Annotated in this window: 16 protein-coding genes and 1 pseudogene; 11 read left to right on the plus strand and 6 right to left on the minus strand. The window is 66.8% G+C overall.

The genetic code is table 11. The annotated features are described in order from the left end of the window. Positions 1 to 4 precede the first annotated feature (4 nt). The 7 genes and pseudogenes from AVME950_RS03820 to AVME950_RS03850 all read left to right on the plus strand — a co-directional run bounded on the left by AVME950_RS03820 (position 5) and on the right by AVME950_RS03850 (position 8040). Positions 5 to 988 (plus strand): aldo/keto reductase, encoded by a 984-nt coding sequence (locus AVME950_RS03820; protein ID WP_284409042.1) that lies wholly within the window; start codon positions 5 to 7, stop codon positions 986 to 988. 49 nt (positions 989 to 1037) lie between these two features. Further along, entirely contained in the window at positions 1038 to 1760 is a 723-nt protein-coding gene (locus AVME950_RS03825) for a sulfotransferase-like domain-containing protein (protein WP_284403371.1), read from the plus strand. Positions 1761 to 1862: 102 nt separating this feature from the next. Further along, entirely contained in the window at positions 1863 to 2729 is an 867-nt protein-coding gene (locus AVME950_RS03830; RefSeq protein ID WP_284403369.1) for a family 3 encapsulin nanocompartment shell protein, read from the plus strand. Positions 2730 to 2785: 56 nt separating this feature from the next. Next, a complete protein-coding gene (locus AVME950_RS03835; protein WP_284428817.1) occupies positions 2786 to 3958 on the plus strand; it encodes an MFS transporter in 1173 nt (390 codons plus the stop codon). Between the two features lie 52 nt (positions 3959 to 4010). Then, positions 4011 to 4919 (plus strand): annotated as a pseudogene (gene cysD / locus AVME950_RS03840) (sulfate adenylyltransferase subunit CysD); the annotation flags it as partial. Continuing rightward, the gene (gene cysN, locus AVME950_RS03845; RefSeq protein WP_284409036.1) at positions 4919 to 6826 is read left to right on the plus strand and encodes a sulfate adenylyltransferase subunit CysN; all 1908 of its coding nucleotides are present in this window, start codon (positions 4919 to 4921) and stop codon (positions 6824 to 6826) included. The pseudogene cysD and the gene cysN, both read left to right, overlap by 1 nt. Then, positions 6823 to 8040 (plus strand): NAD(P)/FAD-dependent oxidoreductase, encoded by a 1218-nt coding sequence (locus AVME950_RS03850; RefSeq protein WP_284428818.1) that lies wholly within the window; start codon positions 6823 to 6825, stop codon positions 8038 to 8040. Before cysN ends, AVME950_RS03850 begins: the two co-directional genes overlap by 4 nt. A 174-nt stretch (positions 8041 to 8214) precedes the next feature. On the opposite strand, the gene AVME950_RS03855 is transcribed toward AVME950_RS03850, so the two are convergent. The 6 genes from AVME950_RS03855 to AVME950_RS03880 form a co-directional block, all read right to left on the minus strand. After that, positions 8215 to 8679, minus strand: coding sequence for a hypothetical protein (locus AVME950_RS03855; protein WP_284428819.1), 465 nt, complete (start codon positions 8677 to 8679; stop codon positions 8215 to 8217). 227 nt (positions 8680 to 8906) lie between these two features. Continuing rightward, positions 8907 to 11492, minus strand: a complete 2586-nt coding sequence (acnB, locus tag AVME950_RS03860) for a bifunctional aconitate hydratase 2/2-methylisocitrate dehydratase (protein WP_272564078.1) — start codon at positions 11490 to 11492, stop codon at positions 8907 to 8909. 88 nt (positions 11493 to 11580) lie between these two features. Then, on the minus strand, positions 11581 to 12276 hold the full coding sequence (locus tag AVME950_RS03865; protein WP_284428820.1) for a hypothetical protein: 696 nt from the start codon (positions 12274 to 12276) through the stop codon (positions 11581 to 11583). 49 nt (positions 12277 to 12325) lie between these two features. After that, a complete protein-coding gene (locus AVME950_RS03870) occupies positions 12326 to 13339 on the minus strand; it encodes an HpcH/HpaI aldolase/citrate lyase family protein (protein ID WP_284428821.1) in 1014 nt (337 codons plus the stop codon). Next, entirely contained in the window at positions 13336 to 14112 is a 777-nt protein-coding gene (gene tam, locus AVME950_RS03875) for a trans-aconitate 2-methyltransferase (protein ID WP_284428822.1), read from the minus strand. Before tam ends, AVME950_RS03870 begins: the two co-directional genes overlap by 4 nt. A 22-nt stretch (positions 14113 to 14134) precedes the next feature. Continuing rightward, positions 14135 to 15121, minus strand: coding sequence for a malate dehydrogenase (locus tag AVME950_RS03880; protein ID WP_284399433.1), 987 nt, complete (start codon positions 15119 to 15121; stop codon positions 14135 to 14137). 223 nt (positions 15122 to 15344) lie between these two features. On the opposite strand from AVME950_RS03880, the gene AVME950_RS03885 reads away from it, so the two are divergent. From AVME950_RS03885 to sdhA, 4 genes are all read left to right on the plus strand, one after another. Continuing rightward, entirely contained in the window at positions 15345 to 16136 is a 792-nt protein-coding gene (locus AVME950_RS03885; protein ID WP_284428823.1) for a GntR family transcriptional regulator, read from the plus strand. Between the two features lie 136 nt (positions 16137 to 16272). Further along, positions 16273 to 16707, plus strand: a complete 435-nt coding sequence (gene sdhC / locus AVME950_RS03890; protein WP_284399427.1) for a succinate dehydrogenase, cytochrome b556 subunit — start codon at positions 16273 to 16275, stop codon at positions 16705 to 16707. Positions 16708 to 16752: 45 nt separating this feature from the next. Then, complete coding sequence (sdhD, locus tag AVME950_RS03895) at positions 16753 to 17118, plus strand: succinate dehydrogenase, hydrophobic membrane anchor protein (protein ID WP_272564085.1); 366 nt, start codon at positions 16753 to 16755, stop codon at positions 17116 to 17118. 31 nt (positions 17119 to 17149) lie between these two features. Then, entirely contained in the window at positions 17150 to 18958 is a 1809-nt protein-coding gene (sdhA, locus tag AVME950_RS03900; RefSeq protein WP_284428824.1) for a succinate dehydrogenase flavoprotein subunit, read from the plus strand. Positions 18959 to 18982: the final 24 nt, after the last annotated feature.

An 18982-nucleotide genomic window follows, 5' to 3' on the forward strand; every position in this document is an offset into this window, starting at 1 on the left:
CGCGATGCACTATCGACGGATGGGCCGGCTTGGCTGGCAGGTGAGCGAAGTGGGCTATGGCATGTGGGGGATCGCGGGAGGTCCGGGCAACTTCACCGGCGCCAACTACGAAACGGCGCCGCGCTGCCTGGAGCGTGCGGTGGAACTGGGCTGCAACTTCTTCGACACCGCCTGGGTGTACGGGCGCGGCATCAGCGAGCAGATGCTGGGCAGCCTGCTGCGTGCGCACACGGGCGACCGGCTGTACGTGGCAACCAAGATCCCGCCGAAGAACCGTGAATGGCCGCCCCGACCGAGCGACCGCCTGCAGGACGTGTTTCCGGCCGATCACATCCGCGAGTTCACGATGAAGAGCCTGGAAAACCTGGGCACGGATCGCATCGACCTGATGCAGCTGCACGTCTGGGAAGATCGCTGGGCGGACGAAGAAGAATGGCAGCGCGCATTGGGGGACCTGCGTGCCGAAGGGCTGATCGAGGGCATCGGCATCAGCGTCAACCGCTGGGAGCCGGACAACTGCCTGCGGGCCATCGACACCGGGCTGATCGACGTGATCCAGGTGATCTACAACATCTTCGATCAGGCCCCGGAAGACCGGCTGTTCCAGGTGGCTGCTCAGAAGGACATCGGCCTCATCGCGCGGGTGCCTTTCGATGAGGGCGGGCTGACGGGAACGCTGTCCCACGACACGGTGTTCCCGGCCGAGGACTGGCGATCGACCTACTTCGGGCCGGAAAACCTTGGCCCCACCGTGGACCGCGCCGAGCGGCTGCGCACGGTGTTGCCCGAGGGCATGGCATTGCCCGAGATGGCGCTGCGTTTCATCCTGCACCACCCGGCAGTCTCGACGGTGATTCCCGGCATGCGCCAGCTGCGCAACGTCGAGGCCAATCTGAGCGTGAGCGACGGGCGCCGGATGGAGGCTCCGCTGCTGCAGACGCTGCGCGCGCACCGCTGGGACCGCTCGCCCACCGCGTGGTCCCAGTGAAGGGCCATCCGGCCGAGCCCCCTCTCGCCCCCTTTTTCCGGAGCCTTGCATGAAACAGATCATTGCCCTGTGGGCGCATCAACGCGCGCTGTCCACCGCCTTCCTGCGCATGATGATCGAGCGCAACGACGTCACCGTGATCCATGAGCCCCTGGTGACACTGCTCGACACGGGCGAAGTGCCCCTGCCCGATGGTTCGGGCGGCCAGGTGGTGGTGCGGTCCGAGCGCGCCTTCTTCGACCACCTGCGCACGCTGGCAGCGCATCGGCCCGTGTTCTTCAAGGACACGGTGGAGCACCGCTACCGGTACCTGTTCGACCACCCCGAGGAGGTGGCGGACATCGAACACACCTTCATCGTGCGCGACCCTGCGCCGACGATCAGTTCGATGTACCACATGAAGCCGACCATCGCTTTGCATGAGGTGGGCTACGAACACCTTTTCGAGATCTTCGAGCTGGCCACCCGGCTCAAGGGGTCGGCCCCGGTGCTCGTCGATGCCGACCGCCTGGTCAAGACACCGCAGGCCGTGGTGCAGCGCTATTGCGAAGAAGTCGGCCTGCCTTTCATCGCCTCGGCCCTTCAATGGCAGCCCGGCGATCGGCCGGAATGGAGCCGCACCCGCCAATGGCATCTGGACGCGATGCGCAGTTCGGGCTTTGCGGCCACCGCCAAGGCGTACCCGGACACCGTCGCCAACAACCCGCTGCTGAAGGGGTACTTCGATCACCACTACCCGTTCTACCAGCAGCTCGTACAGCACGCCATTTGAGGTTCGCGCGTCCGCGCGATTGCCACCCAGTTCCCTTCCAGACGCGTTCCGCCTTTCACGTCGTTCTCACCCCTTCCCAACCGAGAGAAAGCAGCCAACACCATGTCGTCGATCCAAGCCAATGCCATCGCCCCCCTCCGCCCCGTAGAGGCCCTGTCCTCCGGCGAACAGTTCGCCCAGGCGTACCTGAAAAAAGGGGACACGACCGAAGTGCACTTCGACTTCACCATCACCGAGGCCTTCAAGCCCACGCAGGACCGGCCCCGCCTGATGGTGAGCCAGCTCTTCAGGAAGCGCTTGGTGAGCGAGACGCACAACCGCTTTTGGTCCGAGAGCCGCCCCCCCAAAGTGGAGACCGGCGGCATCCACGAAGGAGACTTGCGCCAGGAGGCCACCTTCCGCTTCGGCATGGGCGAAGGCATCGTGCGCCCGATCTCGGCCTGGGTCCAGCTGCCGCCGGAACTGGCGGGCGACGAGCGCGGCATCGCCGAATTCATCGACTACCGGCTTCTCGTGCGCCTGGCCACGGCGGAAAACCAGGCGCTCACCTTCGGCCCGCACGGCCTGCTCAACCATCCCGGCGTAACGCGGCTGCCCTACGCCACCAGCTACTTCGACGGCATCATGGCCGCCTGCAACGCGATCGAGCAAAACGGTGCCACCGCGCACGCCATGATCGTGAACCCGGTGGACTACTACCACGGCCTTCTGGGCAAAGGCATCCTGGGCGACCTGCAGCAAAACGGCACGAAGATCGTGCGCACCCGCATGGTGGCCCCGGGCTGTGCACTGGTCGGCGATTTCGCGGTTGCGGCGCGCATCCTGCACACGGGCAAGTCGGTCATCCGCGTGGGTACGCCACCCGCCGGCACCTTCGCCACGGAAGGCACGGCGGTCTGCGCGGAGATCTACGAAGGGCTGGCAGTGCACCTGCCCACGCACTTCTTCCATGTCGTGAAGGCCGACTGAGCCCCGCAGCACCGCGCGCGGGATGGCCCGCGCGCCCACCGACAAGGACCGCCCCCATGAACGCCCCACAGACCGGCCTGGCTTTCTACCGGCCTTTCATGCCGATCTTCCTCGGCCTTTTCCTTTGCCATCTGGGCATCGGCGCCACGCTGTCGGTGCTGCCCTTCTACGTCAAGGACGCGCTCGGCGGCAGCGATGTGGACGTGGGCACCGTCATCGCCGCCATCGCGGTGGCGGTGGTGCTCACCCGGCCCGTCGCCGGCCGGCTGTCGGACCGCATCGGGCACCAGACGCTGATGCTGCTGGGCGCCCTCCTTTGCGTGCTGGCCGGCGCCGGCTACGCCATGGCGCAGCGGGTGGATGTGCTGACTGCCGTACGGGTGCTGCACGGCATGGGCGAAGGTTGCGCCTTCACCGCCGGGGCCACCTGGCTGGTGGGGCTTGCGCCCACAGCCCGGCGCGGAAAGATCATCGGGCTCTACGGGGTGAGCATGTGGTCGGGCGTGACGCTGGGGGCACTGGCCGGCGCGGCGCTGATGCAGGCCGCCGGGTTCTCCGCCGTCTGGATGCTCTGCGTTGCCGCGCCCCTGGCCGGCTTCGCTTTCGTCATGGCCAAGCCCGCACCCCCAAAGGTGCCCGCGGCGGCCAAAAGCGCGCTCTTTCCTCGGTCGGCGTGCCTTCCTGGCGTCACCCTGGCGCTGGGGTCCATGGGGTATGCCGCGCTGGCCTCGTTCGTCTCGCTGTACATGGCGGCCAAGGGCATCGACAACGGCATCCTGGCATTCAACGTGTTCGGCTTCGCATATGTGGGATCACGGCTTTTTCTTGGCCATTGGCCCGACCAGTTCGGGCCATACCGCGTTGCCCTGTGGGCGGCATTGGGCGAGGCCGTGGGCCTGCTGCTGCTCGCCATCGCGCCCAACCTCATGGTGGCGGTGCTGGGTGGGCTGGCGATGGGGCTCGGACTCTCGCTGTTCTACCCCTCGCTGGCACTGATCGTCATCCAGAAGACCGAGCCGGCCCACCACGGCGCCGCGCTCGGCATGTTCACCTCGTTCTGGGATCTGGGCATCGCTGCCGGGGGCGTCGTGGCCGGGTTCGTTGCGGCCCGCTTCGGCTATGCCGAGATCTACGGCGTGATGCTGGCGGCCACGCTGGCCAGCACGGTCGGCGTGATGCTGCTGTGGATGCCGCTGCGCGCTCGCGGGCGGCCATCGCTGCCGTCATGAGGCACGCCCTCCGGCCACACCCTCATATTCAGACACCTCTTTTTCCCAAGGAGCCGACGACATGTTTCTCGATCATCTGCAGCGGCTGGAAGCCGAGAGCATCCACATCCTGCGCGAGACGGTGGCGGAGGCGGACAACCCCGTCATGCTGTATTCCATCGGCAAGGACAGCTCGGTGATGCTCCACCTCGCGATGAAGGCGTTCTACCCCGCACGGCCGCCATTCCCGCTGCTGCACGTGGACACGCTTTGGAAGTTCCGCGAGATGATCGCCTTCCGGGACCAGCGGGCGCGGGACACCGGCATGGAGTTGCTCGTGCACAGCAACCCCGACGGCATCGCGATGGGCATCGACCCGTTCGTGCATGGATCGGCGGTGCACACCGACTTGATGAAAACCCAGGCGCTCAAGCAGGCGCTGGACCACCACCGGTTCGACGCCGCCTTCGGCGGAGCGCGCCGCGACGAAGAAAAATCGCGCGCCAAGGAACGCGTGTTCTCGCTGCGGTCGGTGCACCACCGCTGGGATGCTCGGCGACAGCGGCCCGAGCTCTGGCGGGTCTACAACACCCGCAAGCACCAGGGCGAAAGCATCCGCGTATTCCCCCTCTCCAACTGGACCGAGGCGGACATCTGGCAATACATCGCACGCGAGCAGATTCCCATCGTGCCGCTGTACTTCGCCAAGGAACGGCCCGTGGTGGAGCGCAACGGGATGCTGCTCATGGTGGACGACGAGCGCCTGCCCCTCGCCCCGGGCGAACACCCCCGGATGCGGCGGGTGCGCTTTCGCACGCTGGGCTGCTACCCGCTCACCGGCGCCATCGAAAGCGATGCCGATTCGCTGGAGGCGATCATTGCCGAGACCCTGGCGGCGCACACCTCCGAGCGGCAAGGCCGGGCCATCGACCAAGATGGCAAAGGCTCCATGGAACTGAAGAAACAGGCGGGGTATTTCTGATGAGCGGCACCCAACCCTCTCCCGCGCCGCAGCGCAGCCTGCTGCGCGTCATCACCTGCGGCAGCGTGGACGACGGCAAGAGCACGCTGATCGGCCGGCTGCTGTACGAATCCAAAAGCCTCTACGAGGACCAGTTGCAGGCGTTGGCCGCCGACTCCCGCAAGTCAGGCACGCAGGGCGGTGCGCTCGACTTCGCGCTGCTGGTCGATGGCCTGGTGGCCGAGCGGGAACAGGGCATCACCATCGACGTGGCCTACCGCTACTTCTCATCGCCCACGCGCAAATTCATCCTGGCCGACACACCGGGCCACCTGCAGTACACGCGCAACATGGCCACCGCGGCCTCCAACGCAGGCGCGGCGATGGTGCTGGTGGATGCGCGCAAAGGGGTGCTCAGCCAGACCCGGCGGCATGCCTACATCGCCGCGCTGCTGGGCATCCGGGCCCTGGCCCTGGTGGTCAACAAGATGGACCTGGTGGACTACCGCGAAGACCGCTTCGCCGAGATCGAAGCGGAGTTCTGCGCGCTGGCGCAGCAGATGGGCCTGCCTGCCCCGGTGTGCATTCCCATGTCGGCACTGCGAGGGGACAACCTGGTCGAGCGCAGCCTTCAAACGCCGTGGTACCAGGGGCCCACGCTCGGACAGTGGCTGGAGGCCACGGAAGTCGACGAGGCAGGCGCCGCGCGACAGCCGCTTCGGTTTCCGGTGCAATGGGTGAACCGGCCGAGCGAAGACTTTCGGGGCCTGGCAGGCACGGTGGCAGCGGGCAGCGTGCGCGTGGGCGACGCGGTGGTGGTGCAGCCCCGCGCCCAGCTGGCACGCGTGAAGCGCATCGTCACGTACGATGGGGATCTGCCGGCCGCCACGGCGGGCCAGTCGGTCACCCTGGTGCTGGATGCCGAGCTCGACGTCTCGCGCGGCGATCTCATCGCCGACCCGGCCTCTCCCGCGGAAGTGGCCGACCGCATCGAAGCCGACATGGTCTGGTTCAGCGAAACCCCTCTCTTTCCTGGCCGCGGGTACTGGCTCAAATGCGGCCCCCGCACCGTGGGTGCGACCGTCACGCGCATCGTCCACCGGGTGGACATCGAAACCTTCGACCGGCTGCCTGCGGACCAGCTCGACATGAACGCGGTGGGCCTGGTCGAGCTGACCCTGGACCAGCCCATCGCCTTTGACGCCTACGACCTCAACCGCGACGCCGGCGGGTTCCTGCTGATCGACCGGATCGACAACGAGACCTCCGGGGCGGGCATGCTCGTGCGTGCCCTGCGCGATGCCGACAACCTCGTTTGGCACCACACCCAGGTCAGCAAGGCGCAGCGGGCCGCCATCAAGCACCAGAAAGGCTGCGTGCTGTGGCTCACCGGGCTTTCCGGCGCCGGCAAATCGACCATCGCCAATCGGGTGGAGCAGCAGTTGCACCGGCGCGGCTGCCACAGCTTTCTGCTGGACGGGGACAACGTCCGGCACGGCCTCAACAAAGACCTGGGGTTCACCGATGCCGACCGGGTCGAGAACATCCGCCGGGTGGGCGAAGTCGCCAGGCTGATGGTGGATGCCGGGCTGATCGTGCTGGTGGCTTTCATCTCGCCGTTCCGTGCCGAACGGCGTGCAGCGCGCGCGCTGCTGGAGGCTGGCGAGTTCCTGGAGGTGTTCATCGACGCGCCGCTGGAGCTCGCCGAGCAGCGCGACCCGAAGGGGCTGTACCGAAAGGCCCGCAGCGGCGCCCTGAAGAACTTCACCGGCATCGACTCGCCCTACGAGCCGCCGGAGCAGCCGGACATCCACATCCAGACGGCGTACATGTCGCCCGAACAGGCCGCCGACTGCATCGTCTCCCGGCTCATCGCCGCGGGGCTGGTGGTGCCGCCCTCGGCGGCGCGCACCGCCGCCACCGCATGAGCCGCACCGGCTCCGCCGGCACGGGCGCCGAGTCGCACTGGGACGCCATCGTCCTGGGCGGGGGCATGGCCGGGGCCAGTTGCGCCTGGGCACTGGCGCAGCACCGGCGGGTGCTGCTGCTGGAGCGCGAGGCGCATTGCGGCTACCACGCAACCGGCCGTTCGGCCGCCCTGTTTTCAGAATATTTCGGTAACCGGACGGTCCGCGCGCTCACCGCGGCCAGCCGCCCGTTTTTCGAAGCACCCCCTGTCGGCTTTGCTTCAGTGCCGCTCGTGGCGCCGCGCGGCGTGGTGGCGCTGGCAACGCAGGACGACGTGGACTGCGGCCGCATCGACACCGCCCTGGCTGCCGGCCACCATGCCCACCAACCCGCCCGCGTGATCGGGCTGGACGCGGCGCTGTCGCGCTGCCCGGTCATCGACCCGAGGCCTTACCGCTGCGCCGTGTGGCGCCCCTCGGTCATGGACATCGACGTCGATGCACTGCACCAGAGCTACCTGCGCGGCATCCGGGCCGCCGGCGGCCGCGTGCAGACCGCCGCGGGGGTCGAGTGGGCCGAGGGCGATGCGTCGGGCCACTGGACCGTCCACACGGTGGCGGGCCGGTTTCACACGCCCTGCCTGGTGAACGCCGCAGGCGCCTGGGCCGACGAGGCCGCGCGCCAGGCCGGCGTGGCGACCATCGACCTGGTGCCCAAGCGGCGCACCGCCGTGATCGTGGATCTGCCCGACGGCATGCCCGGCCAGCCCGCGCTGGCGTCCTGGCCGATGGTGACGGACCTTGCCGACACCTTCTATTTCAAGCCCGAGGCCGGGCGCCTGCTGGTCAGCCCCAGCGATGAAACCCCCATGCCGCCCTGCGACGTGCAGCCCGAGGAGTGGGACGTGGCCGTTGCGGTCGATCGGCTGCAACAGGCCACCACCCTGGCGGTACGTCGCGTGGCCCACCGCTGGGCAGGCCTTCGCAGCTTTGTTGCCGATGGCTCGCCCGTGCTCGGGGCCGCCGGGAATGCGCCCGGCTTCTTCTGGGCCGCCGCGTTGGGCGGGTACGGCATCCAGATCGCACCGGCGGTGGGACAAGCCTTGGCCTCCCTGGTCCTCACGGGGGGCCTGCCGGACCATTTCGTTGAACGCGGGCTTTCGGCCGCCGCTCTGAGCCCGGACCGGCCCACCCTTGCCGAAGCCCCCTGCGAGCGCCTCGAAGCACTGCCATGAGTGGCGGTGGGCCTGAATCGAAACGCCATGGGCGCCTGATCGATGCGGCCGGCCATCTTTTGCCCAATGGCTCAGGCCAAGCCGCTACAGGGCGCGCCGGCCCTTGCCCCAGGCGCGTTCACTCAGCGGCCAATACCCGGGCCATCCAAAAGGCAGCCTCCCCTGACGCTCAGGTCAGCCGGCATGCTGCTTGAGCACCGTCGGTTCCAGCAGCGCACCCGGCCACATCTGCACGAGATAGCGGTCTTCGCCTTCCAGCCCATCGGGAGACAGCGAATCCAGACCCGCGCTGGACAGCCTGACCCGGTACGTTCCAGGCGGCACATCGAACCGGGCCGCATCGGGCAAGTAGTCCGTGCACCCCGCCACGACGAGCGGGCCTGTGGCAATGGCCACCGATCCATCGACCACATGGTCGAACCGGGCCAGGTCGGTCTGCGGCTCGGCCTCAAGCAACTCCAGGGTCACCGGCACCGGCATGTTCCGAGCAGTGCCAAACCCGACGACGCCCTGCGACACGGCCAGCATGCGAAGCGTCGCGGCCTCGTCCCAGGCGCTTGCCAGGTCGCCTGGCGCCGCCTCGTCCTGAAGGTAAAACTGGTGGTAATCCGCGAAAAGGGTCAGGCGATGGGATGGCATGGCGGGAGGGCTTTCAGCTGCGCGGTTTGACTGCGGCGCTCCGCGGCGCCATCGATCGGTTACGCCCGATCCTAGCGCCGGGCGAAAGCGCCATCCAGACGCCACCAGACCGTTCAGCATCAAAAAGGCCTCCAGCGCAATAAAAACGCCGGCATATAGCTATCATTTCAATAGCAAAAGAGAAAGCCCGCCGAAGCGGGCTTTTTCTTCAGGGTGGCAGGCGCCGGTCAGGCGGCGACGCCGTCCGCAACTTCCTTGTACTCCTCGATCTGGTCGAAGTTCATGTACTTGTAGATCTTGTCGCCGTTCTGGTTGAGCACGCCCACATCCGCCAGGTACTCTTCCTTGGACGGAATGCGGCCCAGCTTGGAGCAGATAGCCGACAGCTCGGCGGAACCCAGGTACACGTTCGTGTTCTTGCCCAGGCGGTTGGGGAAGTTGCGGGTGCTGGTGGACATCACCGTGGCGCCTTCCTTGACCTGTGCCTGGTTGCCCATGCACAGCGAGCAGCCCGGCATTTCCATGCGCGCACCGGCCGCGCCGAACACGCCGTAGTGGCCTTCCTCGGTCAGCTGGTGCGCGTCCATCTTGGTGGGCGGCGCCATCCACAGCTTGACCGGGATGTCCTTCTTGCCTTCCAGCAGCTTGGAAGCCGCGCGGAAGTGGCCGATGTTGGTCATGCACGAGCCGATGAACACCTCGTCGATCGTCGCGCCGGCCACGTCGGACAGCGTCTTGGCGTCGTCCGGGTCGTTGGGGCAGCAGACGATGGGCTCGGTGATCTCGGCCAGATCGATCTCGATCACGGCAGCGTACTCGGCATCTTCGTCGGGCTGCAGCAGCTGCGGATTGGCCAGCCACGCTTCCATGGCCTTGATGCGGCGCGTGATGGTGCGCGCATCGGCGTAGCCCTGGGCGATCATGTTCTTGAGCAGCACGATGTTCGAGTTGATGTACTCGATGATCGGCTCCTTGTTCAGGCGCACCGTGCAGCCAGCGGCCGAGCGCTCGGCCGAGGCGTCGGACAGCTCGAACGCCTGCTCCACCTTCATGTCCGGCAGGCCTTCGATTTCGAGGATGCGGCCCGAGAAGATGTTCTTCTTGCCCTTCTTCTCGACGGTCAGCAGGCCGGCCTTGATGGCGTACAGCGGAATGGCATGCACCAGGTCGCGCAGGGTCACGCCGGGCTGCATCGCGCCCTTGAAGCGCACCAGCACCGATTCCGGCATGTCGAGCGGCATCACGCCCGTGGCGGCGGCGAACGCCACCAGGCCCGAGCCGGCGGGGAAGCTGATGCCGATCGGAAAGCGCGTGTGCGAATCGCCGCCCGTGCCCACCGTGTCGGGCAGCAGCATGCGGTTGAGCCAGCTGTGGATGATGCCGTCACCGGGCTTGAGCGAGATGCCGCCGCGCGTGCTGATGAAGTCGGGCAGTTCGTGGTGCATCTTCACGTCCACGGGCTTGGGGTACGCCGCGGTGTGGCAGAAGGACTGCATCACCAGATCGGCGCTGAAGCCCAGGCAGGCCAGATCCTTCAGTTCGTCGCGTGTCATCGGGCCGGTGGTGTCCTGCGAGCCGACCGAGGTCATGCGCGGTTCGCAGTAGGTGCCGGGCACCACGCCTTCGCCTTCGGGAAGGCCGCAGGCGCGGCCGACCATCTTTTGCGCCAGCGTGAAGCCCTTGCCCGTCGCGGCGGGGTTCTGCGGCAGGCGGAACAGCGTCGAAGGCGCCAGGCCCAGGGCCTCGCGCGCCTTGGCGGTGAGGCCGCGGCCCACGATCAGCGGAATGCGGCCACCGGCGCGCACTTCATCGAACAGCACTTCGCTCTTGACCTCGAACTCGGCGATGACCTGGCCGTTCTTGAGCGCCTTGCCGGCGTAGGGCAGCAGTTCGATCTCGTCGCCCATGTTCATCTGGCTCACGTCCAGCTCGATGGGCAGCGCACCCGCGTCTTCCATGGTGTTGTAGAAGATCGGGGCGATCTTGGAGCCCAGGCACACGCCGCCGAAGCGCTTGTTCGGCACGTAGGGGATGTCTTCGCCGGTGAACCACAGCACGCTGTTGGTGGCCGACTTGCGGCTGGAACCCGTGCCCACCACGTCGCCCACGTAGGCCACGAGGTTGCCCTTGGCGCGCAGGTCTTCGATGAACTTCACCGGGCCGCGCTTGCCGTCTTCTTCCGGCGTGATCCCGTCGCGCTTGTTCTTGAGCATGGCCAGCGCATGCAGCGGAATGTCGGGACGGCTCCAGGCATCGGGGGCGGGCGACAGATCGTCGGTGTTGGTTTCGCCGGTGACCTTGAGCACCGTGAGCTTGATGCTCTGCGGCACTTCGGGGCGGCTGGTGAACCACTCGGCGTCGGCCCAGCTTTGCAGGACGGCCTTGGCGAACTCGTTGCCCTTGTCGGCCTTTTCCTTGACGTCATGGAACTGATCGAACATCAGCAACGTCTTCTTGAGGCCTTCGGCCGCGACGGACGCCACGGCCGCATCGTCCAGCAGGTCGATCAGCGGCGTGAGGTTGTAGCCGCCCAGCATGGTGCCCAGCAGCTCGGTGGCCTTCTCGCGGCCGATCAATGCGCACTTTTCCGTGCCGTGGGCCACGGCCGCCAGGTAGCTGGCCTTGACCTTGGCGGCATCATCCACACCGGCCGGCACGCGGTAGGTGATCAGGTCCACCAGCGTGGCTTCTTCGCCGGCGGGCGGAGCCTTCAGCAACTCGATCAGCGAGGCGGTCTGCTTGGCCGTGAGAGGCAGGGGCGGAATGCCCAATGCGGCGCGCTCGGCCACATGGTCACGGTAGGCTTTCAACATATTTTTCTCCGGTGGGTTTTTGGCGTGTGGGGCTGGCCATGGCAGGCCCTGCGGTCCGGGCGCAGCGGGTGCGCCCGGGCAAGAAGAATCACTGGGCCGGTGCGGATGCAGCCGCTGGCGCCGCCACGGTGGCAGGTGCGTTGGCGGAGGCAGGCAGGGCTTCCAGCAGGCTAGGCTGCGGGTTCTTCTTGATGGATTCGGTCACGGCGACCTGCTGCGGGCTCATGCACTCGTCAGCCAGGCGCTGGCCGAGCTTCTGGTTCATGAGCATGGACTTGTTGGCGATCTGGATCCACACGGCGCCGGCCTTCTGGTCCTCCAGGCGCACCGCGCCCGTGCTGGTCGCGATGGGCGACATGTAGTAGTTGAAGCCCTTGCCGTCGATGCGGAAGTGGCCCGGCGACTTGGCATCGGCTTCCACATGCACGGAAGCGCCCAGTTCGCAGGGAATGTGGCCGGTGTGCACGCGTTCGGCGATGGCCAGTTCCTGCGGCGTCAGGGCAGCCTCGGCCGCGATGATGCCGGTGGCCACCTGGTTGGTGGCGCTCTTGAGCTGCGTGCGGCTGCTCGTGGCCTTCTTGGCCGCGGCCGGCTTGGCTGCCGCGCTCTTGGCAGCTGGCTTGGCCGCGGGCTTGGCCTCGGCGGACTTCTCCTTGGCGGCGGCCTTGGCAGGTGCGGCCTTGGCCGTGCTCTTGGCCGGTGCGGGCTTGGCGGGAGCGGCGTCTTGCGCCATCACCAGCGCAGGGGCCAGCAGCATCAGGGCAGAAGCGATGAAGGTTTTCATGGGAACTCCGACGAAAAAGGAGGTGTGGGGAACTTGATGGTGGGACGGCTCAGGCCTGTGGACCCGCGGCCGGCTGGGCAAACCAGGCCTGCGCCGCGGCGGGCAGCGCGCGGCCGGTCTGGTGCGCACGCTCCAGCACCTGCCAGAAATAGCGGTAGCTGGCGCGGTCGTGCAATACGCCATCGACGCTGACGGGGGCCCAGTCGGCGTGCGCGGCGGTGGAAAGAAGCTGGGCGGCCTGCGCGATCTCGTCCTGCTCGGGAGCGAAGGCTTCCAGGATGGGGCGGATCTGCGCCGGGTGGATGCTCCACATGCGCGTGTAGCCCAGTTGGCGCGCGGCGCGCCCGGCCGCCGTGCGCAGGGCATCGGCATCGTTGAACTCGGTCACCACGCAGTGGGACGGCACCTTGCCGTGGGCGTGGCATGCCGCGGCGATCTCGAGCTTGGCGCGCACCACCAGCGGGTGCTCAAACTGGCCCTGCGATCCCATGGCACTCGCGGGAATCGCACCGGCATGCGCCGAGACGAAATCCATCAAGCCGAAACTGATCGACTGCACGCGCGGATGGGCGGCGATCTCGAAGGCCCGCTGCACGGCCGCGGGCGACTCCAGCAGCACGTGCAACGGCACCTGCCCTGCCGATGCGGCGAGCAGGGCCTTTTCGGCGTGCAGCACGTCGTCCACCGACTCGACCTTGGGCACCATGATGTGGCACAGCCGCGTGGCGGCTTCGCCGGCGATGGTGGCCATGTCTTCGGCGAAGGCGGGGTGGTCCACGGCATGCACGCGCGCGGCCACCCGGGCACCGGGGGATGCGGTGCGAGCCAAATGCGCCACGAGGGCGGCATGCTCGCGCTCGCGGCCCACGGGGGCACCGTCTTCGCAATCGAGGGTCACATCGAACACGCAGCGGCCCAGCTCGGCCGCCATGGCGGCTTGCAGTTCCAGGCTCTTGCGCATGCGCGCTTCCACGCCGCTGTAATGGTCGCAGACCGGCAAGCGCATGGCACTGGCCTGGGCGCCCATGAGCACCGCCGCGGGGTGGGCACCAGTCGCGCTCATGACGGGCGCTGCGCCACGATGAACATGCGCGGGAACGCCAGCAAACGGCGGCCATCGCTGCGCACGGCATAGGCCGCGGCGATGCGGCGCTCGTACTCGGCCAGGAAGCCCTCGCGCAACGCATCGCCCAGCGGGTCGATGAAGGGCTTGAGGCCCGTGGCGCGCACCCATTCGACGATGGCCGCAGGCGACGCCATCACATGCTGGTAGACGGTGTGCCACACGTCGATGCGCTCGGCGCGCGTGGCCAGCAGGTCGTAGTAGCCGCCGATGTCCAGGAGCTCGGTGCGCAGCGCGTCGGCATCGCCGATGGGCTCGCGCCACGGAGCCTCGGCCGCCACTTCGCGCATCAGGCGGTGCGTGGGCTCCTGGCGGTTGTCGGGCATCTGGATCGCCAGCACGCCGCCGGGGGCGAGGCTATCGAACAGGCGCGGAAAAAGGTCGCCATGCCCTCCCACCCATTGCAGGGAGGCATTGGCGTAAATGAGGTCGGGCGCCGTGTCGGGCACCCAGCGGGCGATGTCGCCCAGCAAGAAGGACACGCCGGGCAGGCGCTCGCGCGCGCTGGCCAGCATGGCTTCGGAATTGTCGATGCCGGTCACCTGCGCCTGCGGGAAGCGCCGCACCAGCAGCTCGGTGGAATTGCCCGGCCCGCAGCCCAGATCCACCACGTGGACCGGCGCGGAATGGGGCACCCGCGCGAGCAGCTCCTGGGCCGGGCGCGTGCGCTCGTCCTCGTAGCGGCGATAGAGCGCGGGATTCCAGTCGAGCATGAAAAAACGGAACCCGAAAAAATTACAGCAGGTGCTTCACGCCGTCTTGCTCGCCTTGCAGCTCGGCCAGCGTCTTGTCGATGCGTTCCTGGCTGAAAGCGTCGATTTCCAGGCCTTCGACGACCTTGTACTCGCCGTTTTCGCAGGTGACAGGGAAACCGAACATCACATCCTTCGGAATGCCGTATTGGCCATCCGAAGGAACACCCATGGTGACCCACTTGCCATTGGTGCCCAGGGCCCAGTCGCGCATGTGGTCAATGGCGGCGTTGGCTGCCGAAGCGGCCGAGGAGGAACCGCGCGCCTCGATGATGGCGGCACCGCGCTTGCCCACCGTGGGCAGGAACGTGTTGGCGTTCCATTCCTGGTCGTTGATCGTCTTGGCGACGCTTTCGCCATCGATGGTGGCGAAGCGGTAGTCGGCATACATCGTGGGCGAGTGGTTGCCCCACACGGCCAGCTTTTCGATGGCGGCCACGGGCTTGCCGGTCTTGGCGGCGATCTGGCTGGCAGCACGGTTGTGGTCCAGGCGCAGCATGGCGGTGAAGTTCTTGCGCGGCAGGTCCGGCGCGCTCTTCATGGCGATGTAGGCGTTGGTGTTGGCAGGGTTGCCCACGACCAGCACCTTCACGTTGCGGCTGGCCACGGCGTTCAGCGCCTTGCCCTGGGCCGTGAAGATGGCGCCGTTGACGGCCAGCAGCTCGGCACGTTCCATGCCCGGGCCGCGGGGGCGCGAGCCCACCAGCAGGGCGTAATCCGCGTCCTTGAATGCCGTCATGGGGTCGCTGTGGGCTTCCATGCCGACCAGCAGCGGGAAGGCGCAGTCGTCGAGTTCCATCATCACGCCCTTGAGCGCCTTTTGCGGGCCTTCGACGGGCACTTCGAGCAATTGCAGGATGACGGGCTGGTCCTTGCCCAGCATTTCGCCGGAGGCAATGCGGAACAGCAGGGCGTAACCGATTTGACCGGCGGCGCCGGTAACAGCAACGCGGACGGGCTTCTTGCTCATGAAAAACTCCAGAAAGTGGAAAAACGGGTGTCGGTGCAGTCGATGCACCAGCGCCAGTCAAACCAAGCAGCCCGTGCCCTGCAGAACAGCTCCCGAGTGTACCGCTGAAATCCGGATCCGGTCAATTTGTCTTATGTCTTATATAAGATATGATCCGGCCTCGCCGACGCGCGAAAACACCCCACCTTTGCCCCGCGCGCCAGCCGCCCCTCGATCCGCCGCCATGTCCACCCTTCCGGTTGCCGCCTCCGACAGCCCTGCGCTCCCCGCAGGAAGCGCGGGCGCACCCACGCCTGCCTTCAGCCCGCTGTACCAGCAGATCAAGGGACTCATCCTGCACAGCCTGCAGCATGGCGAATGGAAGCCGGGCGAATCGATCCCGAGCGAGATGGAACTGGCCGCCCGCTTCCGCGTGAGCCAGGGCACGGTGCGCAAGGCCATCGATGAGCTGGCGGCGGAGAACCTCGTCGTTCGCCGCCAGGGCAAGGGCACGTTCGTCGCCACGCATGCCGAGCGGCACGTGCAATACCGGTTCCTCAAGCTCATGCCCGACTCGGGCGACGCCCGGGTCGAGGGGCCGGCCCAGCGCCACATCATCGAATGCCGCCGCATCCGTGCCAGCGCCGAGATCGCTCGCGCCCTGGCGCTGCGCAGCGGCGACGCCGTGGTGCATGCCCGGCGCATCCTGTCGTTCGGCGACGTTCCCACCATCCTGGAAGACATCTGGCTGCCCGGGCAGGCCTTCAAGGGGCTGACCGCCGAGCAGATGTCCAGCTACCAGGGCCCCACCTACGCCATGTTCGAAATCGATTTCGGCGTCAGAATGGTGCGCGCCGACGAGAAGCTGCGGGCAGTGCAGCCCGATGATGAACAGGCGCGGCTGCTGCAGGTCGCACCCGGTACGCCGCTGCTCAGCGTGGAGCGCATCGCCTACACCTACAACGAAGTTCCGATGGAGTTACGCAAGGGCCTGTATCGCACCGATACGCACCACTACCACAACGAACTGAGCTGAGACTGCCCGACCATGCCGATACCGCGCGGTGAAATTACGCCGTACCGAAACACTGCGGTTGTTGCATTGCAATAGAATTTTGGGTTGTTTCGTTCGCGCGAAATTACAAAGCAGTTACATCCACGAAAGCACCGCCATGACCGAGATCGCCAAAAAGCGGCCTGAATTCCGCAACATCAATGCCCTCACGGACCTGCCCACCTACCGCCTTCCTGCCGCAGGATGGGTGTCGATCCTGCACCGCGTCAGCGGCGTGATCATGCTGGTGCTGCTCCCCTTCATCCTGTGGATGTTCGACACCTCGGTGTCCTCCGAAATCTCCTTCGGCAAATTCAAGGCCGCCTTCACGGTGGGCCTGGGCTTCGTGCCGGGCTGGTTCCTCAAGCTCGTCGTGCTGGCCCTCATCTGGTCGTACCTGCACCACTTCACCGCCGGCCTGCGCCACCTGTGGATGGACGTGAGCCATGACGCGGTGAACAAGGATTTCGGCAGCAAATCCGCCACCGCCACGCTCGTCATCAGCATCGCCCTCACCGTCGTGCTCGGCGCCAAGCTGTTCGGCCTGTACTGAGCCGCGCCGGCTTATCCCACGAACCCCACAAAAAAAGGATCTTCTATGTCCGTGAACTACGGCTCCAAGCGCATCGTCGTCGGTGCCCACTACGGAGTGCGCGACTGGCTGAGCCAGCGCGTGACCGCCGCCCTGATGGCGCTCTTCACCGTGGTGCTGCTCGCCCAGGTGCTGCTGACCAAGGGTCCCATCGGCTACGACCGCTGGGCCTCGATCTTCTCGGCGCAATGGATGAAGGTGCTGACCTTCTCCGTCATCGTGGCCCTCGCCTGGCACGTCTGGGTGGGCACGCGCGATGTGCTGATGGACTACGTGAAGCCCGTGGGCTTGCGCCTCGCCCTGCAAGCCATCGCGATCTTCTGGCTCGTCGGCTGCGCCGGCTGGGGTATCCAGATCCTCTGGCGTCTCTGATCCAATCCCCCGCGACTGAAGGCAAATAACAATGAGCTACACCAAAGCGAACATCACCACGCGCAAGTTCGATGTCGTCATCGTCGGCGCCGGCGGCTCCGGCATGCGCGCCGCCCTCGAACTCTCCCGCGCCGGCCTGAACGTGGCCTCGCTGTCCAAAGTATTCCCCACCCGCTCGCACACCGTGGCGGCGCAGGGCGGCGTGAGCGCGTCGCTCGGCAACATGAGCGAGGACAACTGGCACTACCACTTCTACGACACCATCAAGGGCTCGGACTGGCTGGGCGATCAGGATGCCATCGAGTTCATGTGCCGCGAAGCCCCCAAGGTCGTGTACGAGCTCGAACACTTCGGCATGCCGTTCGACCGCAACCCCGACGGCACCATCTACCAGCGCCCCTTCGGTGGCCACACGGCCAATTACGGTGAAAAGCCGGTGCAGCGCGCCTGCGCCGCAGCCGACCGCACCGGCCACGCCATGCTGCACACGCTGTACCAGCAGAACGTCAAGGCCAAGACCAACTTCTTCGTGGAGTGGATGGCGCTCGACCTGATCCGCGACGCCGCTGGCGACGTGGTCGGCGTGACCGCCCTGGAACTCGAAACCGGCGAGCTGTATGCCCTGCAGGCCAAGGCCGTGCTGCTGGCCACCGGCGGTGCGGGCCGCATCTTCGCGGCATCGACCAACGCGTTCATCAACACCGGCGACGGCCTGGGCATGGCGGCACGCGCTGGCATCCCGCTGCAGGACATGGAGTTCTGGCAGTTCCACCCCACCGGCGTGGCCGGTGCCGGCGTGCTGCTGACCGAAGGCTGTCGCGGCGAAGGCGCCATCTTGCTCAACAGCAACGGCGAACGCTTCATGGAGCGCTACGCGCCCACGCTGAAGGACCTGGCGCCGCGCGACTTCGTCTCGCGCTCCATGGACCAGGAAATCAAGGAAGGCCGCGGCTGCGGTCCCAACAAGGACTACGTGCTGCTCAAGCTCGACCACCTCGGTGCCGAGACGATCCACAAGCGTCTGCCTTCGGTGTATGAGATCGGCGTCAACTTCGCCAACGTCGACATCACGAAGGAACCGATCCCCGTGGTGCCCACCATCCACTACCAGATGGGCGGCATTCCGACCAACATCAACGGCCAGGTCGTGATCCAGAACGGCGACGTGCACAACCAGGTCGTCAACGGCCTGTACGCCGTGGGCGAATGCTCGTGCGTGTCGGTGCACGGCGCCAACCGCCTGGGCACGAACTCGCTGCTCGACCTGCTGGTCTTCGGCAAGTCCGCAGGCCGCCACATCGTGGACATGATCAAGGGCAGCGGCGAGCACAAGCCCCTGCCGGCCGACGCCGCCGACCGCACCCTGGCGCGCCTGAACCAGCTGCAGGATTCGAACGAAGGCACCTACGCCCAGGACGTCGCCAACGACATCCGCGCGTCGATGCAGCAGCACGCCGGCGTGTTCCGCACGCAAGAAGGCATGGATGAAGGCGTGGTCAAGATCAACGCCATCCGCGAGCGCGTGGGTTCCGTCACGCTCAAGGACAAGTCCAAGGTCTGGAACACCGCGCGCATGGAAGCACTGGAAGTGGACAACCTCATCGAAGTGGCCCAGGCCACGATGACCTCCGCCGCTGCCCGCAAGGAATGCCGCGGCGCCCACACCGTGTATGACTACGAGCATCCGGCCGACCACGCGGAATTCCCGCTGGGCCGCAACGACAAAGAGTGGATGAAGCACACCTTGTGGCACAGCGCAGGCAACAACCTGACCTACAAGCCCGTGAACCTGAAGCCTTTGACGGTCGACAGCGTGCCTCCCAAGGTCCGTACGTTCTGACCCTACAAGCCCACGAGAAAGAAC

Origin of the sequence: Acidovorax sp. SUPP950, assembly GCF_030158935.1 — a bacterium.
Classification (GTDB): domain Bacteria; phylum Pseudomonadota; class Gammaproteobacteria; order Burkholderiales; family Burkholderiaceae_C; genus Paracidovorax.